We start from the raw sequence: 16,561 nt of genomic DNA, 5'->3' as shown, positions 1-16,561 counted from the left end.
GCGACAGGGACGGCCCTCACCTTTCCCGGCTCCGGTAGGTGGCCCGCAGCTCGATCAGCTTCTCCCGGGCCACCTCGTCCAGGGCCCGGCGCTGATCCGGGTCCTCCTCCCAGGTGGCCTCCGCGCACAGAACCCTGGCCGCCTCGTGCGGCTCGGCATCGCGCACCACGTACCAGACGCTCTCGCCGCGGCTTGGCCTCTCGTGATCGCGGCGGAGGATCGTCACGATGCCGGAGACGAGGATCTGCCTGGTCCACGGGTTCCTGGCCAGAATCTGCCGGTCCACTGTCAGCCCGCCGTCCATGAGCTCGCCGCCGAGCAGGTCGTCCTCCCACCGCCACACACGGCGGCTGACACCCGGCGGTATATGCAGGGCGCCGCGGCCTTCGACGGGCACGGAGAACGTCAGGGTGCCGCTGCGGCACAGCTCCTTGGCGATGCGCTCGCCGTCGGCGTACTCACGCAGCTGCTCCTCGCCCAGGTGCCGCCCCGGCAACGAGCCCCACCGTGCCTGCTCGGCGTAGTAGCGGTCGATCAGCGGATCCTTGAACCGCCCCGCACGCGCGAGCGGCGGTGTGCAGGAGGCCGGAGTGACGTCCATGCCGTCCTCGATGTCCGCCCCCGCCGCGCGCAGCAACTCGTACAGGGAGCCGCCCCTCTCCTCGGCCTTGCGGCGCATCCTGTGCAGCCAGCCGTCGAAGGTGTCCAGGTCCGGGTCCGTGCGCAGCGACGCCCAGTCCGCCACCGCCGAGACCGGCACCGGCACCTCCCGCCTCGCCGGCGGTTGCACGAGCTGCTCGGGCTCGAGGTCGATCGAGTAGTACAGAACCCCGCGCGCGATATAGGAGAACGGCGCCGCATGCTTGATCGGGTCGAAGACATCCCGGATCGGCCAGAACCTCAGCAGCCACGACTCCTCGCACTCACCTGTGCCATGTCCGTCGCCCGGCTCGGGCTCACGCAGGTACATGTCCACGCCGTACTCGAAATGCGGCGGCCCGATCAGGAAGTCATGTCTCCTGCCGTCCGCCATCGAGTCGATCGAGACCACGCCGCTCTCCGCGACGAACGTCGCCGAGCTGACCGGCGTCCACGGGGCATCCGCGCGCTCGGGCTCGGCGTCCCAGGACTCCATCCGTACGGCCGCGAGGAAGTGGAGGATCTCCTCGGTCGGGGAGCTCCACGCCGGCAGGTCGGTGCCGTCCAGCCCGAACGTGTTGTACTCGATGTGGATCTGGTCGTCGAGCCTGCGCAGCAACTGTGCCATGTCAGCGCCTTCGCCCTTGTCGGTGATCATCCTGGCTTGGCGGAGTATGACCCATACCACCGACAATCCGCGTCGCGCCGCACACAGCCTGATCGCATCGCGGGCGCATAGGGCGGACCGCCACCCGGCTATCGTGCACCGTCATCAGGCTTGATGAGACAACGGCGAATCGAGCGAATCTGTGAGCGACATCTTGTCGATCATCCCCACCGACCCGCACTGGCAGCCCGCACGCGACGCGGCCGAACGTACTGCGGCGATCATGGCGGACCTGGCCCCGGGCGAGCCGGACGGCGTGGACGCCGAAGTGGACGTGGAGTGGCACGACACCATCGCCGTCATCCCCTGTGGCGAGAACCTGGAGCGGATCGGCTGCCCGCACTGCGGCGCCTCAATCGGCACCGAATGGTGGCACGATCTCCTAGAAGCCCACATCGACGAGGGCTTCGCGAGCCTCGCCGTGAAGGCCCCCTGCTGTGGTGCCGACTCGTCGCTCGATGCCCTGGAGTACGACTGGCCATGCGGCTTCGCCCGCTTCGAGATCGCCGTCTGGAACCCCCAACGTGACTGGTTCAGCGACGAGGAACTGGCCGTCCTCGGTGCCGCGCTCGGACATCCCGTACGACAGATTCGCGCGCATATCTGACGTTCTCATCTGGGGCAGCGCTTACGGATGTCGTGCTCACCACCCTGGCCAACGGGGACAAAACGCTTTGATGACAACGAGTGTGGTTTGCGAGGATCCGGCCATGGAGCTGCAGATCACCACGCTTGCGGAGCGTCCCGAACTCGAACCGCAGATGTGGAGCATGCCCCACAGCTGGCCGGCCTTCATGAATCAGGATCCGGCCGCCAACCTCTTCTATCCGCTCGTGGCCGGCGAGTACGCGGAGTTCGCGCTGGTCGCCGTGGACCGCGCCGATCCTGATGCCGTCGTGGCGCGCGCCTTCTCTGTGCCCTTCGTCCTCGGAGACGACGAGTTGCCCGACGACGGCTGGGACGGCGTGCTCTGGCGCGCCACCGCCGCACGACGACGCGGTAGCACGCCCGACGCGGTCTCTGCGCTGGAGATCACGATCAGGACCGATCTGCAGGGTAAGGGTCTGTCGACCGTCATGCTCGACGCCCTGCGCGCCCAGGCCGCCGGGCTCGGCTTCAGCGAGCTGTTCGCTCCCGTACGTCCCAACAGGAAGCACCTCCAGCCCCGCGTCCCGATGGCCGACTACGCCGCGCTTCGCCGCGAGGACGGCCTGCCCGTCGATCCCTGGCTGCGCGTGCACGTACGTGCCGGCGGAGTGATCGAAAAGATCGCCCGGCGATCCATGGTGGTGGCGGGCACCCTTGAGGAGTGGCGAGGCTGGACCGGCCTTCCGTTCGACAGGACGGGCGACGTAGAGGTTCCGGGGGCGCTGGTGCCCGTCCACTGCGACACCGACCACGGCCGCGCGGTGTACGTCGAACCCAACGTCTGGGTGCGCCACCGGCTCCAGTAGCCGCCGCAGGCAGCGCGTGCAGTGTTAGAGAGGACGGCCCCGCGACGGGCGGCGGGCCTGTGGGCGCGCCCCGGCTACACTCCGCCGAATGGATCAGCCCCTGCCCCACACGGCTCAGTCTCTTGCGGCGGACCTGCATGCGCTCGGCGTGACCGCGGGCGACGTCGTGCTCCTGCACTCGTCGATGAGAAGCATCGGCTTTGTCGCCGGCGGCCCCCAGACCGTCGTGCAGGCGTTGCTCGACGTGCTCGGCCCGGAAGGCACCCTCATCGTACCGACCCACACGCCTGCGAACACCGATCCGGCCGGCTGGCGGCATCCGCCCGTCCCTGTGGAGTGGTGGCCGGTGATCCGCGAACAGGCGCCCGGCTTCGACCCGTTGCGTACACCGAGTCAGTGGATGGGCGTCATCGCCGAGACGGTCCGCACCTGGCCCGGCGCCCTGCGCAGCGATCATCCACACGTCTCGTTCGCCGCGCTTGGCACGCACGCGGCGGACATCGTCGACGGGCACCGACTCGACGACGCGCTGGGGGAGCGCTCACCGCTCGGCGCGGTGTACCGGCTGGATGGGAAGGTGCTGCTGCTGGGGTGCGAGCACGGCTCGAACACGTCACTCCATCTGGCCGAGTGGCGGCAGGTGTCACCGCCACGTGCCCTCACCGGCGCCTCTGTCCGGCAGCCCGACGGGGCAAGCCAGTGGATCACCTGGATCGACGTGGTGCCCCATACGGACGACTTCGAGCGGCTCGGCACCGATTTCGAGGCCACGGGCGCGGCCATGTCCGGCAAGGTCGGCTGCGCGACGGCGCGCTTGATGTCCCAGCGTGCTCTGGTCGACTTCGCCACAGACTGGATGGCCGCCCACCGTCCCGCGGCGGCGAAGGAGCCCCAGTAGAAAAGTATTTCACCGCCGTACAAAACCGAAAGGCAGCCCCAACCCTTTTGTCCTGAAGGCCAGACTCGCCGAGACGTCGAAAACCGCCGAATCACGGAACGCGGGCGCGAGAGGCCGCGCTGTACCCCTTGCCGGCGGCTGGTTGCTCGGTGAGCCAGGGCCGACGAACGGAGCTTGGACCATCGACCACCCCCGCCGCGTACGGCTAATTGGGCACGATGAGACGACCGTGAGGTGGATTGCGGTGCAGCGGCGGCCCGAAGTCCGCCGACACCCCCGGACGCGGTTTCGTCGAGCGATCCATGGGTGAAGCGCTCAGGTCCGCCGCGGTGCGGCCGGTCGCCACCGTTGGGGAAGTTCGAACAGCCACGTCGCGCGCACTGCGAGCAGCCCACGATGGATCGCCAGGCTCAGGCCGATCACCACGGCGGTCAGCACAATCGGATACTCCGCCACCGTAAGCGCCTGTCCGTCGCCACCCAGCCCGGACATCGGACCGACGAGGAACCCGTGCAGCAGGGCGAGCAGCGGCATGTGGATGACGTAGATCGGCAGCGTTCGTCGTCCAAGGGCGGCGAGCGCGTCACCCACCGGCCGCCACTTGCTCACTCGCTCAGCGGCGGTTACGCCGAAGGCCACCGCCACGACGGACACCGCCGGCCACACCCCCACCCACCGCTGACCGCCCATCATGGCCATGGCCGTCAGCGCCGCCGCGTACACCACGAAGGTCAGGGCCAGGCGGCGGTTCGTGGCGGTCGACGCCCACCGTTCGACGTACGGCTTGAAGTACAGACCACCGAGGAAGAACACCAGGTTCTGGTAGACGCCGCCGCGGTCGCCTGGGGTGGCGAGCACGCCGGCGGCCGTGATGACGGACAGGGCCGCGGCGGCCGCGAGGATCAGCGGCCGCGGCACCTGCCGTACGGCCTTGGCGAACGCGAAATAGAGCGCGAGGGCGTACAGGTACCAGAGGTTGGACGGGGTGATGGTGAGCTGTTCCACCAGCCCGAGCACGGAATCGGCGTGGGCGGTGTCGAAATCCGGGGCCGCGGCCAGGATCGCGGTGTGGATGAGCAGCCAGACGGCGTACAAGTACAGGAATTTGGCGAGGCGGGATCTGCCCAGCACCCGCCACGGGCGATTTACGGCGTTTGCCGCGAAAACCCCTGAGATGGTGAAGAACAGCGGCATCCGAAGCGGCAGGAACTGCTCGCCCAGTGTGCCCCAGGCACTGGGGACGGGAGAGCCGGCATGCCAGCTGATCTGCAGATAGTCCTTGACTACGACATGCCACAACACCACGAGGATGATGCATGCGCCCTTGGCGACGTCCGCCCACTGTGCCCGTTGCCGGGTCGCGTCGGCGCCGGGCGCGGTCCGGGCGTTCCCGTCGTGAATCCGAACGGTCGTCACGATTCTCCTTGGTCAGCGTGAGGAAGGGCGCGCGGGAGCCCCCGGGCGGCTGATTCGGTTTCCGGCCGGGTTCCTGCTTCAGGGGGGCAGCGGCCTGTCAGGGCCAGAGCGCGCGGGGGTGGAAGGTCCCGCTGAGCGGACCGGGGGGCCTTTCGAAGGCGGCTGTCGGCTCTGGAAAAGCTTCGCTGCCGGGCCCGGGGCGGCGCATCGGCCCCGGGGCAGGGATCTGCCCGGCACCGGGTCTGCCTTTCGGCCGATATCGGCATCCCGCACTCTGACTACGCTGGTCACGATGACGACGCCGCAGATCCGACGCTTGTGGTTACGCCTGGGCCAGGTGGCCGGGCTCATCGCCATGGCGTTGCTCGGGATCATCGACATCCGCTACGGCATGCTCCAGCTCTCCCGTGTCGGCCTTGTGCTGACCCTGGTGCGGGTGGGGCTGGCCGTGGCCACCGTGAGGGTCTGGCTCCCCGAACACCCGCAGAACTCCCGGCGCCTGCCGTCGCTGGCTCTGCTGCTCGCCGCCGCGTCGATCGCCGTTACCGTCGCCACGCTGACCGCCGGGTTCGGCCCGACGGGCGCGTGGGGCTTCGCCGAGACGTGCGGCCTGCTCGCGAGCATTTACGTGGTGGCGCGCCGGGGGGCGCCCAGGTCGTCGGTCGCCGCGGTTCTGGCCCTTGGGCTGGCCGGCATCCTGCTGCCGTTGCGCGGTGTCGCCGACGACAATTACGTCATAGCCGCGCTCCTCGTCGCCCTCGGCGTGGCCGGCGCGACCGCGGGTGGGGCCTACCTGCGGTTCCTGGACCGTGGGCGGGAGCAGGTTCTCGTCACGATGCGGGCCGAGCAGCGCGCCGAGTTCGCCCGGGAACTGCATGACTTCATCGCCCACCACGTCACGGGAATCGTGGTTCAGGCGCAGGGCGCGCGGTTCATCGCCGAACAGGATCCGCAGCGGGTGATCCTCGCCCTGGAACAGATCGAGCAGGCCGGCGCGGAGACGATGAACTCGATGCGGCGGATGGTGGGCGTGCTGCGCGACCCGCACGCCGCACCGGACGCGCCGTTGACGCCGCTGGCCGGGCTGAGGGAGCTCAACCCGTTGCTGGCGGGCTTCAACGGTGCAGGTGCGCCGGTGGCCCACCTGCACGTCGACGGAGATCTGGACGGGATCCCCGTCGAGGTCTCCACCACGGCCTACCGGGTGGTGATGGAGGCGTTGACGAACACCCGCAGACACGCGGCCGGCGCCCGATCGGTCGACGTGCAGATCTCCCGCGGCCCGGGGTCGCTCTTCGTCCGGGTGACAGACGATGGCGCCACCCCGCGCGCCGCCGGGCCCCGGCGACAGCACCGGTACGGTCTGATGGGCCTCACTGAGCGGGTCCATGCCCTCGGCGGACGGTTCTCCGCCAGCCCCGGCGCCGAGGGCGGCTGGGTGGTCGACGCGGTGCTGCCGCTCGATCACGAGGCGGCGCGGTGATTCGAGTAGTGATCGCCGACGATCAGGCCATGGTCCGGACCGGCTTCAGCATGATCATCGACAGCCAGCCGGACATGGAAGTGGTGGGCGAGGCGGCGGACGGCGTGGCCGCGGTCGACCTGGTCCGGCGGCTCCGGCCCGATGTGGTGTTGCTGGACATCCGGATGCCTCGGATGGACGGCCTGGAGGCGCTCCGGCTGCTGGCGGGCAAGGGCGTCGCCGACCCGATCAAGGTGGTCGTGGTGACCACCTTCGATCTCGACGAATACGTGCACACGGCACTGAGCACCGGAGCGTGCGGGTTCCTGCTCAAGGACTCGGGGCCGGCACTACTGGTGGAGGCGGTCCGGGCGGCGGTGTCGGGCGATGCCATGATCAGCCCTTCGATCACGGTGCGGCTGCTGAAGCACCTCAGTCCCCCGGCCCGGGCGCACGACGACGCAGGCCTGTCGCCGCGGGAACTCGACGTGGTGAAGTTGATCGCCCGAGGCCTGACCAACGCGGAAATCGCCGAGCAGCTGTTCATCGCCGTCGGCACCGTCAAGACGCATCTGGGCAGCGTGCACATGAAGCTGGGCGCCCGCAACCGGGTGGAGATCGCGGCCTGGGCGTGGGAACACCGCCTGGTCGATTGAGCCGCCGGGCTACGGCGAACAACGGCCACGACCTGGCGGCTACCGCATCGCGGCAGGGCGCGTTACGGAGGAGGTGACCCGCGTCGAGATCGACTGGGCGGACGGCAGGCACACGGACGCCGCGGTGGCCAACGGCTCTTTCATCGGGCGGGTGCCGGCGCGCCTGGAAGCGGACGGCAAGCACCTCGATACCCCGCGGTGACCGTGACCGCGTACGACGGGACGGGTCAGGTCATCGGCCGGAAGGCGAAGGTCCTCTTCGCTCCTCCCGGTCCCGATGACAACAATGCAGGTCGTGATGCCGACCGTGCTACGGAGAAGGGCGCCATGACTGAGCACGAGGCAGCCTGGCCACCCGAAGACATCGAACTGGCCCTGGACGACGACTCCGATATCGACAGCGACTCCGAAGAGATCTACGACACCAAAGGCAACCCGATCACGGACGAGTACGTACGGGACGCGATCAGCGACGTACACCGCGCGATCGACGAAGGCCGCGTACTCGTGCCTACCAGTCGCCCCGGACGTCCGTCGCTCACAGGCGAGAGCACACATCCCCCACGGGTCTCCTTCAGACCCCCCAGGAGTTGCGTGAACGCGCGAGGGCCCGCGCCGAGCAAGAGGGCAAGAGTGTGTCCGCGCTGGCACGGGAAGCCTTCGAACAGTTCCTCCGGGCGGGATGAGCACACGACCGACACGGATCGGACGTGCAAGACCGCCAAGCCGAATAACGATCAAAGCCCAGGCGGGGGAACGATCCCTGGCCTGGGCTTTCGATTAGGTGGGGTGTTCACGAGTGGGTCCAGCCTGGGAGGAATCAGCCGACTTGGAGATCGCTTCCCGCCTGCCGAATGATCGCTTCCCGTAGGTCGGACGCCGGTAGCACCGTCGATGTGCTTGCGTATCGGGTCGGACAGCACGCAAGCTGCACCTCTTTCTGCTCAAGAACTTCGCCGGGAGATCTTCCGGCGAAGATCTTGGCGCGAGTTGACACCGAGCTTGGGGTAGGCGCGGTAGAGGTGGTATTCAACCGTGCGGGTGCTGAGGAAAAGCTGCGCAGCGATCTCGCGGTTGCTGACACCTGCTGCGGCCAGCCGGACGATCCGGCGCTCCTGCGGGGTCAGCCCACCGAGTGGGTCCTCGTCCGGCGAGGCGGCGGTCATGGTCGGCGCTCCTGCCGCGCGCAGTTCGCCGCGGGCACGCTCGGCCCACGGCGTGGCGCCGAGGCGGGCGAACTGTTCCGCGGCCAACTGCAGGGGGTGCCTCGACTCGGCCTTGCGTCCCGCTCGTCGCAACCACTGGCCGAACAGCAGCGCCGTCCGTGCCTGCTCGAACGGGCGGCCTGCCCCTTCGTGCAGGTGGACGGCTCTCGCCAGGAGCTCCCCCGCCTCCTCCGCGGGGGACACCAGAGCGCGGGCACGAAGCGCGACAGCCTGGGCCCAGGGCCGGCCTCCAGCCCGGGCCCAGGCAGTGAGCCGGTCCAGCGGTTCGGCAGCGAGTTCCGGCCGGCCCGCCCGGACCGCGGCCTCCACCAGGTCGGCGGCGACCGTCATGGCCTCGGGCCGTGCCCGCCAGGCCGCCTGCAGGTGTGGGAGCGCCTCCTCGTAGCGGCCCTGCCCAAGCGCCAGTAGCCCCGGCTGGCCCGAAGCGTCTCCCTGGATGGCGGCGATCTCCGCCAGCCGCTCGGCGGACGGCTCGCTCCCACCGGTGGCGCCGGCGATCTCGGCCGCCTCGTCGAGGGCGGCCCGGGCCTCGCCGTACTGGCCGGCCGCGATCTGGGCCTGCGCGAGCAGGCCCAGGATGCCGGGCAACTCGCCCGGCGTGCCGCGCTCGCGCAGCTCGTCGATCTGCTTGGTCGCCAGGGCCAGGGCGGCCTGCTCGTCTCCGGCGAGCAGGGCGTCGCGGACGCTGGCGTGCCCGGCCAAGCGCGGCAACGCGCGCTCGTAGTCGTCGGAGCGCAGCAAGTTCCTCGCCGCCTCGCTGCTGCGCCGGGTCCGCTCCGCCGGAAACGGGCTGATCTGCGCCGCGTGGTCGAGCATGCAGGCCGCGAGTGCCGGATCGGCGCGCCGTGCGAGATCTTCCAGCTCGGCCGCGACCTGCTCGTCGGGAGTGAGCGTGGCCGCGGTGAGGTGTCCGAGGCGGCGGATCGGATCCGCGCTCGTCTCCGCCAGTACGCGATGAACCCGCAGCCGGTCGGTCAGCGGGACCAGGTAGTAGGCCGCACTGCGCTCCAAGGGATGGCGGAAAGCGAGCCGTATCCCGCTCACCCTCAGCGCCCCTTCGGCTCCGGCCAGGTCGCGTTCCGATAAGCCGAGCGCTGCCGCGGCGGACATGACGGTCGCCAGGTCGCCGTCCCGCTCGGCGGCGGCCAGGGTCAGCAACAACCGGCTCTCGTACGGCACGGCCGTGGCGATGCGATGTCCGAACCTGGCCAGCACGGCGTTGCTCGCGGGCAGCACGGACACGGGCAAGACCTGGCCGAGGCGTTGCTCGGCAGTGAGCGCGCGGGCGAACTCCAGCAGCGCCAGCGGATTGCCGTCCGCCTCCTGCAGGAGCCTGACTTTTACCTGCGGATTCAGCTCGATGCCGTCCAGCAGGCCCGCCGCGTCCGCCGAGCGATCCAGGGCGAGTGCGCGCAGACCGGGCGCGTCGAAACCGTGCTCGGCGGCGAAGATCATGCTGATGCCATCGGCGTCCAGCCGTCTCGCGGCAAACAGCAACGCCTCGGCCGACTGCCGGTCCAGCCGATGCGCGTCGTCGATCAAGACCGTCACGGGGGCCAGGTCCGACAGCAGAGTGACGATCGCGAGGCCGACCAGGTACGGATTCTCCTCCGGCCTGATCACCAGGTCCCGCAGGACGTGCGGCAGGGCCTCGATCCGCGCGAGGCGCAGCAGCCGGTCCAGCGCCGCGTACGGCAGGGCCGCCTCTGCCTCGATCCCGCCGATCCGCATCGTCGCCGACACTCCGTTCAGCAGCGTGGTCTTGCCGATGCCCGGCTCGCCGTACACGATGACGGCGGCGCTGGCACCGGCTGCCGTACGCTCGGCGGCGGCCAGGAGCTCTGCCCTTTCCTCCTCATGCACATCGGTAACGCTATCCAGTGGCGCTACGGAATCGGCCCCAGTAGTCCCGTCCGTAGCGTCGGAGCCATGACGAAGAGCCTTTTCGACAGCGTCACCCTGGGCAAGCTGGACCTGCCCAACCGCCTGGCCATGTCGCCCATGACCCGCAGCCGCTCCTACGACGGCCTGGCCTCCGAGCTGATGGTGGAGTACTACGCCCAGCGCGCGGGCGCTGGACTGATCATTACCGAGGGCATCCAGCCGTCGGTCATCGGCCAGGGTGCCATCAACACGCCCGGCCTGCACACCGACGAGCAGGTGGCTTCATGGCGGAAGGTGACCGACGCCGTGCACGATCGTGCCGGACGTATCTTCGCCCAGCTCTGGCACAGCGGCCGGGTTGCCCATTCCAGCCTCTACCCGGATGGGCGGCTACCCGTGGCCCCGTCGGCGGTGCCCTCCGGCGGCCACATGATCAGCTACACCGGGGAGCAGCTCGACCACCCCACCCCGCACGCGCTGACGCTGCAGGAGATCGCCGAGACGATCGCCGACTTCGTCGCCGCGGCACGCAACGCGATGGCTGCCGGGTTCGACGGGGTCGAGCTGCACGCCGCCAACGGGTACCTGATCCACCAGTTCCTGTCCGACAACGTCAACCTGCGTGACGACGAGTACGGCGAGCGGACCCGCTTCGCCCTCGACGTCACCCACGCGGTGGCCGACGCCATCGGGCCCGAGCGGACCGGCATCCGTCTGTCACCGGGCAACCCCTACAACGGCATCGAGGAGCGCGACCCGTCGGCGTTGTACACCTCGCTCCTAGGCGCCCTGCGGCCTGACCTGGCCTACGTCCACCTCCTGGAGATCGGTAACCGGCCCCTGACCGAGCACCTGCGATCGGTCTGGCCGGGTACGCTCATGCTCAATCCGCACACCGGGATCAAGCCCGTAGCGGGGATGTTCGCCTCCGCCGAGGAGGCCGAGGCAGCGCTGCCCGTCGCCGACGTCATCGCCCTCGGCGGACTGTGGCTGGCCAACCCCGACCTGCCCGCCCGCATCCGAGCCGGCGGGCCGTACAACGAGCCGGACCCCGAAACCTTCTACGGCGGCGACCGTCGAGGTTACACCGACTACCCGCCGCTGGCCCGCTGACATGGCCGACGACCTTCAGCGCGCCCTCGCCGTGGGCAACGAGCTGATCGCCATCCACGCCCGCTTCCGCGACCAGCTCGCCACCTTGCGTGCTCAGGCCGCCGGCCACCCGCCGCAGCTGGACATGGACCTCAAAACCCACTGCCTCACCTTCTGCGAAGCCCTCCACGAGCATCACCAGGGTGAGGACCACATCGGCTTTCCCCTACTCGAACAGCACTTCCCCACGCTGCGGCCCGTTCTGGAGAAGCTGAGAGATGAGCATGTCGTAGTGGCACGCATCTACCATGACCTGACCGAGGCCCTCAGGCGGGAGGATCTCCGGCAGCTCCGGGCCGATCTCGACCGTCTGACCGCTGAGCTGGAAAGCCACTTCGACTACGAGGAGGAGCAGCTTGTGGCCGCGCTCAACCAGCTGCCCGGTCCGGCCTGACGTGACGTGGGAATCCCTGAAACTGTTCTGTCGCAGCCAAGGTTGAGCGATTCTCATCGAAACTTGAGTGATCTTAGCTCGGTCGTCCCTCAACCGCCTGCCTGCTGACGTTGCTGTTTCCAGCGTTTTCGATAGGCCCGCATGCGGGACTGTAAGAACAACGACTCTGGCCCGTATCCGGTGGTGACGCCGAGTGATCAGCTGCCAGGCTGGGCCGTGCTCAAGATCGACAATCTTACGGATGTGGTGTTCGCGGGGCTGTCTGCCCTGGTCATCGAGGGAGTAGTGGACGACCTCATTCGGGTTATGGCGCGTACTCGCGACGAGCCGGTGCCGTGCCAGGTATGTGGGGCGCTGACCGACCGGGTGCACGGCTACGCGAGCCGGACGGTCACGGATGTCCCGGCCGACAGGCGGCGGGTCGTGGTGGTGTCGCTGCAGGTACGGCGTCTGCTCTGCCCGGATTGGGGATGCCCTCGGCGGACGTTCCGTGAGCAGGTGCCCGTGAACCACTCCGACCTTCGTGGAGACTCTGAAGCCAGCATCATCTGCTGGCGGAAGGGAGAATCACGTCACGATGCCAGCCCCGAGGAAGTACCCTCACGAGCTTCGCGAGCGCGCGGTGCGCATGGTCTTTGAGGTCCGCCGGCAGACCGGCGGTGCCCCGGCGCGATCGCCCGGGTGGCCAAGCAGCTCGACAGCCTCGCGCGAGGACAACTCAAGAGTGGATCGGGCACGCAACGAGCACGGAAGAGCGCGAAGGCCGATCAACGATCAAAGCCCAGGCGGGGAAAACGGTCCCTGGCCTGGGCTTTCGATTAGGTGGAGCCTAGGGGATTCGAACCCCTGACTTCCTGCTTGCAAATCGGCCTGATCGCCAGGGGATACGGCCCCGACCTGGGCGAACGACAGCCCGCGAGTGACCGTGAGTGCCCCCCGTTAACCGCCCTTAATGGCACGCTAATGGCACGACGATCACGCCACCGACCTTGCCCGGACAGGGCCGGCACGGCCCGTCTCCTGGACCGCCCCCGTCCTCCTCGTAGCTGCCGACCCCCACGGGACCGTCGTGTCAAGGGTCAGCGAAGCCGAAGGCGCCCTTGACACGACGGGCACGGCCGGGACACTCAAGCAGCGAGGAGGAAGGGGGTCTCAGGAACGTAGATCTTTCTGCGGTCAAGCTCTCGCTCTACAAAATCGCTGGGGCGCTATGGTCATCCTCGACAGTCTGGCCAGAAGGCACAGAGGAATCCATTCGCCTACGATCTGTCGAAGTTGAGCCTGGAGTATTCAGGATCGAGCACGAAGGTACCTCTTCCCGTGACAGTCATTCTTTCCTTTGAGCACCTAGAACCATCTACATCGGCACACAAAGGCCGTTGATTCACTGGGAATCCAACTAAACCTAATCATCCCCGCTACGAACTGCGCCATTCCATGTGATGTGGACGCGAGATCCTAAGACCAGGATTGACTTCAGCACTCTCGCCCACCGCGCGCCCTTGCGTAGTCAGAGTGGCCAGGGCCGCCGTGATGCGCTGGCGAAGCTGCTTGTCGGATTGGTAGGCGGTCAGGAACGCCACCTCGTCCACGAGCACCAGGACGAACGGGTCAGCGGGGGTTGGTGTGTGGGAGCGCTGGAGGCCGGCGAACCGGTCGGCCCGCTCCTGCATCACCGAGACCGCCTCATCGAGCAGGTCGGCGCACTCCTTCGGATCGGCGGCGTACCGGGAGCCGAACAGCGCCCGGCCGAAGGACAGTTCCATCCGCTGGGGGTCGAGCGCCCAGACCTGCACCAGGACCCTTCGACGGGCGAGGCGTTCAGGCTGGAGGTGTGGATCTTTTCAGGACTTCGCCAATCCGGCCAGGGTGCACGATGGGCGATTACGGTATGCATAGTGATCTATGGCAGGATTTTCCCATGGTATCCGTTAAGCAGATTCAAGTCGCCTTCGATTGCGCTTCACCTGAGCGTGTCGGTCGCTTCTGGTGCGAGGTGTTGGGGTATGTCGCGCCGGCGCCGCCTGAGGGGTTCGCCAGTTGGGACGACTTCAATCGCACGCTGCCGCCCGAGCAGCGGGACTCATGGTTCGCATGCAGCGACCCCTCGGGTGTCGGTCCGCGGCTGTACTTCCAGCGCGTTCCCGAAAGCAAGGTCGCCAAGAATCGGCTGCACCTTGACGTGCGGGTCGGCACCGGACTCGTCGGTGCAGAGCGCCTGGCAGCCCTCGAGGCCGAATGCGCACGATTGATCCCTCTCGGCGCGAAACGCGTGCGGCTCCTGCCCGCCGATGAAGAAAACGAGTCGTGCCTCGTGATGCAGGACATCGAGGGCAACGAGTTCTGCCTGAGCTGACGAACGTCTACCTCGTTGAACGCGACACAGACCTGACTCGCTGATCGGCTTCCACGGGGATGGCTGTCCGTCAGCTCTCCCCTCGCACCGCGCCGCTGTTGATCTCGGGAAGATCGGGGATCTCGCCGAGTTCGCGCAGTCCCTCGGAAGGCCTGGACGAAGCGATGGCATAGCGGCCCAGGAAATTCACGTGGGCGTGGCCCAGCGGGCTAGGCCGGGCGACTGCACGCGGTGATCAGCCACGTTCCTCGGTGAGCCAGGGTGAGGAACGAACCCTGGATCGTCGATCGCCCCCAACCACGTGCGGCGTCCAGCCATGCAGTGGCGATCGTAGGGCTGCATCTGTGCGGCGGCGCGGCAACCCCGGTCGGCGCGTTCGGGAAGTGCGGCGGGGCCGGCGTGCGGTGCCCGGCCCGGTGTCCCGCCGCCGTCCGGGACCGGCCCCCAGGCCGCATGCCCGGACGGCGGGCGGGCGGAGGGCCGGAGGTACGGCGGCGCGCCGCGCCGCCGCTTGATCCCTATGAGCACAATTCAGCAGAGTTCCGAGTGACCGTGGGCCACTTGGTCAAGCTCCGGTGGTAGAACGCCAGCATGGAGGAGCGGCGGGATCGGTTGCGGGAGCTGGGAGAGCTGCTGCGGCGGCTGCGTAAGGATGCGGGGTTGACGGGTAAGGAGCTAGCGCAGCGCGCTGGGGTGGCTCAGCCGACGATCTCTCGGATGGAGACGGGGCGGCTACTACCGACGCCGGAGACAGTTGAGCGAGTTTCCGCAGCTCTTCAACTCGATGACGACGCGCGCTCTGAGTTGGACGCGCTGCTCGTGCGGTTGCGTGACGAGGTATCGCGGCTCAAAGGTGGGCTTGCTGGCCGGGAGTCGGCGAACGCTGCGCGGGTGCGCTCGTCCAAGTGGCTGGCCGTCTTCTCCTCGGCAATGATCCCCGCACTGTTGCAGACGGCGGAGTATGCGCGGCTGGCGGTGGCACTTGGCCGGGATGTGGATGAGGACGATGCGGCCAAGGCGGCGGCTGTACGGGTCGATGCTCAAGCGGTGCTGTTTGAGGAGGGCCGGCGGTTCGCGTTCGTGCTGGCTGAGGGTGCGGTGCGTACGTGGCCGGGGTCTCCGTCGTTGATGCTGGCGCAGCTTGACCGGTTAGCTCAGGTGTCGACGCTGCCGCATGTCCGGCTCGGGGTCGTGCCGTGGAAGACAGAGGCTCCGGCCTTCCCGCTGCACGGATTCTCCATCTTCGACGGGTCGGTGAGCGTGGTGGAGAGCCTGACCGGTGACCTCACCCTGACGGAGGCGGCCGAGATCGGCGCTCATGAAGAGGCGTTCGAGGCGTTCGCGGGCGCGGCCGTGTACGGGGACGAGTTGCGGGCGCTGCTGGGTGAGATCGCGGCGGACTTCCGGGAGCTGGCGAAGCAGCTCGATAACTGACGCATTTATGCGTCGTATTCCTTGAGAACCTTCTAGCGTTGGTCATACGCTCCAGTCAAGGCATGTCTAGCCCCCTATACGACGGAGCGTCTCCCATGGCCCCTTGGCGCCTATCCCGGCACTTCCTCGGTCGTCCCGCCTCGGTCACCGAAGCCCGCCGCTTCATCACCGGAACCCTCGGTGCCTGGCCCGTGGTGGAGCAGGCCGAACTCATCGTGAGCGAACTGGCGACCAACGCCGTCCGGCACACCGCCTCGGCCCGGTTCGGCGGCAAGTTCATCGTCAGCATCCAGGCCGAACCCGATCAGGTCTGGCTCGGCGTCGCCGACGAGGGCGGCCCCGGCCTTCCCCGGCTCGTCCGGCCCAGCGATGACGAGGGTGGCCGGGGGCTGCTGCTGGTCGCCTCTCTGGCCGACAACTGGGGCGTGTACGGCAACCAGGCTGGCCGTACCGTCTGGGCGCTGCTCAAGGTCGATCCGATCGCTGCCGCCGCACAGGCGACGTGCCGGTGATGAGCTGCGTGAGCGCGCACGTCCCCGATCGCCGGCAACCCGGGTGCAAGAAGCTGGCCTGGTTCGAGCCCTCGGACGGCACCCGGGTGCTCGTGCTCGCCTGGACCTGCGACTGCCTGGCCATGGTGTACGAGTTGTGCCAGGCGGGTGGACAGGGGTTCATCCGGCGCACCCTCCAGAACGAGGACGCACCCGAGATCCGCGAGACCCACCGCTGGCCCCTCGCCCAGGCGCGCGAGATCTGGGCGGCCCTGCTGACGGGAATGACGCGGTGAGCCCGCGCGGTGTCCCCAACCGGCGCTCGGCGATCCGAGCCGTGGACCCAACCACTGGCAAACCCGCCAAAACCGTACTGTCAAGAGGGATAGACGGCATTTCGTCTAGGGCCCTAGACTCGGCTGTGCACCACCA

The 16,561-nt window shown here is 68.4% G+C and carries 15 protein-coding genes and 2 pseudogenes; 13 read left to right on the top strand and 4 right to left on the bottom strand.

All coding sequences use genetic code 11. The annotated features are described in order from the left end of the window. Positions 1-16: 16 nt before the first annotated feature. Positions 17-1,267 carry a hypothetical protein gene (locus FLX08_RS12950; protein WP_142619081.1) on the bottom strand — a complete coding sequence of 417 codons (1,251 nt, stop codon included), beginning with the start codon at positions 1,265-1,267 and terminating at the stop codon, positions 17-19. 193 nt (positions 1,268-1,460) lie between these two features. Here FLX08_RS12950 and FLX08_RS12945 point away from each other — a divergent pair, with 193 nt between their 5' ends. From FLX08_RS12945 to FLX08_RS12935, 3 genes are all read left to right on the top strand, one after another. Then, positions 1,461-1,913 (top strand): hypothetical protein, encoded by a 453-nt coding sequence (locus tag FLX08_RS12945; RefSeq protein WP_244312605.1) that lies wholly within the window; start codon positions 1,461-1,463, stop codon positions 1,911-1,913. Between the two features lie 103 nt (positions 1,914-2,016). Continuing rightward, on the top strand, positions 2,017-2,760 hold the full coding sequence (locus FLX08_RS12940; RefSeq protein WP_142619079.1) for an N-acetyltransferase: 744 nt from the start codon (positions 2,017-2,019) through the stop codon (positions 2,758-2,760). 88 nt (positions 2,761-2,848) lie between these two features. Then, positions 2,849-3,658, top strand: coding sequence for an AAC(3) family N-acetyltransferase (locus tag FLX08_RS12935; protein WP_142619078.1), 810 nt, complete (start codon positions 2,849-2,851; stop codon positions 3,656-3,658). 315 nt (positions 3,659-3,973) lie between these two features. On the opposite strand, the gene FLX08_RS12930 is transcribed toward FLX08_RS12935, so the two are convergent. Continuing rightward, a complete protein-coding gene (locus FLX08_RS12930; protein ID WP_208761415.1) occupies positions 3,974-5,074 on the bottom strand; it encodes an acyltransferase family protein in 1,101 nt (366 codons plus the stop codon). A 292-nt stretch (positions 5,075-5,366) separates the two neighbouring features. Here FLX08_RS12930 and FLX08_RS12925 point away from each other — a divergent pair, with 292 nt between their 5' ends. The 3 genes from FLX08_RS12925 (at position 5,367) to FLX08_RS42915 (ending at position 7,394) form a co-directional block, all read left to right on the top strand. Further along, positions 5,367-6,557 carry a sensor histidine kinase gene (locus FLX08_RS12925; RefSeq protein ID WP_142619077.1) on the top strand — a complete coding sequence of 397 codons (1,191 nt, stop codon included), beginning with the start codon at positions 5,367-5,369 and terminating at the stop codon, positions 6,555-6,557. Beyond that, the gene (locus tag FLX08_RS12920) at positions 6,554-7,192 is read left to right on the top strand and encodes a response regulator (protein WP_142619076.1); all 639 of its coding nucleotides are present in this window, start codon (positions 6,554-6,556) and stop codon (positions 7,190-7,192) included. Before FLX08_RS12925 ends, FLX08_RS12920 begins: the two co-directional genes overlap by 4 nt. Before the next feature lie 73 nt (positions 7,193-7,265). Then, positions 7,266-7,394 carry a hypothetical protein gene (locus FLX08_RS42915; protein WP_280117097.1) on the top strand — a complete coding sequence of 43 codons (129 nt, stop codon included), beginning with the start codon at positions 7,266-7,268 and terminating at the stop codon, positions 7,392-7,394. Between the two features lie 742 nt (positions 7,395-8,136). Here FLX08_RS42915 and FLX08_RS12915 read toward each other — a convergent pair. Next, positions 8,137-10,281, bottom strand: a complete 2,145-nt coding sequence (locus FLX08_RS12915) for a helix-turn-helix transcriptional regulator (protein WP_244312604.1) — start codon at positions 10,279-10,281, stop codon at positions 8,137-8,139. A 66-nt stretch (positions 10,282-10,347) separates the two neighbouring features. Here FLX08_RS12915 and FLX08_RS12910 point away from each other — a divergent pair, with 66 nt between their 5' ends. The 3 genes and pseudogenes from FLX08_RS12910 to FLX08_RS42035 form a co-directional block, all read left to right on the top strand. Further along, the gene (locus tag FLX08_RS12910; protein ID WP_142619075.1) at positions 10,348-11,415 is read left to right on the top strand and encodes an alkene reductase; all 1,068 of its coding nucleotides are present in this window, start codon (positions 10,348-10,350) and stop codon (positions 11,413-11,415) included. Between the two features lies 1 nt (position 11,416). Next, positions 11,417-11,848 (top strand): hemerythrin domain-containing protein, encoded by a 432-nt coding sequence (locus FLX08_RS12905; protein WP_142619074.1) that lies wholly within the window; start codon positions 11,417-11,419, stop codon positions 11,846-11,848. 216 nt (positions 11,849-12,064) lie between these two features. After that, positions 12,065-12,352 (top strand): annotated as a pseudogene (locus FLX08_RS42035) (ISL3 family transposase); the annotation flags it as partial. A 983-nt stretch (positions 12,353-13,335) separates the two neighbouring features. On the opposite strand, the pseudogene FLX08_RS12895 reads toward FLX08_RS42035, so the two are convergent. Then, positions 13,336-13,662: pseudogene (locus FLX08_RS12895) on the bottom strand (cell division protein FtsK); the annotation flags it as partial. 107 nt (positions 13,663-13,769) lie between these two features. On the opposite strand from FLX08_RS12895, the gene FLX08_RS12890 reads away from it, so the two are divergent. The 4 genes from FLX08_RS12890 (at position 13,770) to FLX08_RS12875 (ending at position 16,425) form a co-directional block, all read left to right on the top strand. Then, complete coding sequence (locus tag FLX08_RS12890) at positions 13,770-14,204, top strand: VOC family protein (RefSeq protein WP_142619197.1); 435 nt, start codon at positions 13,770-13,772, stop codon at positions 14,202-14,204. Positions 14,205-14,795: 591 nt separating this feature from the next. Continuing rightward, positions 14,796-15,638, top strand: coding sequence for a Scr1 family TA system antitoxin-like transcriptional regulator (locus FLX08_RS12885; RefSeq protein WP_142619072.1), 843 nt, complete (start codon positions 14,796-14,798; stop codon positions 15,636-15,638). 95 nt (positions 15,639-15,733) lie between these two features. Beyond that, the gene (locus FLX08_RS12880) at positions 15,734-16,150 is read left to right on the top strand and encodes an ATP-binding protein (RefSeq protein ID WP_142619071.1); all 417 of its coding nucleotides are present in this window, start codon (positions 15,734-15,736) and stop codon (positions 16,148-16,150) included. Positions 16,151-16,158: 8 nt separating this feature from the next. Then, entirely contained in the window at positions 16,159-16,425 is a 267-nt protein-coding gene (locus tag FLX08_RS12875; RefSeq protein WP_142619070.1) for a hypothetical protein, read from the top strand. The last annotated feature ends 136 nt before the right edge of the window (positions 16,426-16,561 follow it).

It is taken from the genome of Microbispora hainanensis (genome assembly GCF_006874475.1).
Taxonomy (GTDB): Bacteria; Actinomycetota; Actinomycetes; order Streptosporangiales; family Streptosporangiaceae; genus Microbispora; species Microbispora hainanensis.
Note: the sequence above shows the minus strand (reverse complement) of the source record. Positions and strands in the feature narration are given on the sequence as shown.

Excerpts from the sequence above, each read along its gene's own strand:
- FLX08_RS12890 (WP_142619197.1), top strand. The coding sequence starts at position 13,770 with ATGGTATCCGTTAAGCAGATTCAAGTCGCCTTCGATTGCGCTTCACCT.
- FLX08_RS12905 (WP_142619074.1), top strand. The coding sequence starts at position 11,417 with ATGGCCGACGACCTTCAGCGCGCCCTCGCCGTGGGCAACGAGCTGATC.
- FLX08_RS12880 (WP_142619071.1), top strand. The coding sequence starts at position 15,734 with ATGGCCCCTTGGCGCCTATCCCGGCACTTCCTCGGTCGTCCCGCCTCG.
- FLX08_RS12940 (WP_142619079.1), top strand. The coding sequence starts at position 2,017 with ATGGAGCTGCAGATCACCACGCTTGCGGAGCGTCCCGAACTCGAACCG.
- FLX08_RS12925 (WP_142619077.1), top strand. The coding sequence starts at position 5,367 with ATGACGACGCCGCAGATCCGACGCTTGTGGTTACGCCTGGGCCAGGTG.
- FLX08_RS12950 (WP_142619081.1), bottom strand. The coding sequence starts at position 1,267 with ATGGCACAGTTGCTGCGCAGGCTCGACGACCAGATCCACATCGAGTAC.
- FLX08_RS12935 (WP_142619078.1), top strand. The coding sequence starts at position 2,849 with ATGGATCAGCCCCTGCCCCACACGGCTCAGTCTCTTGCGGCGGACCTG.
- FLX08_RS12885 (WP_142619072.1), top strand. The coding sequence starts at position 14,796 with ATGGAGGAGCGGCGGGATCGGTTGCGGGAGCTGGGAGAGCTGCTGCGG.
- FLX08_RS12910 (WP_142619075.1), top strand. The coding sequence starts at position 10,348 with ATGACGAAGAGCCTTTTCGACAGCGTCACCCTGGGCAAGCTGGACCTG.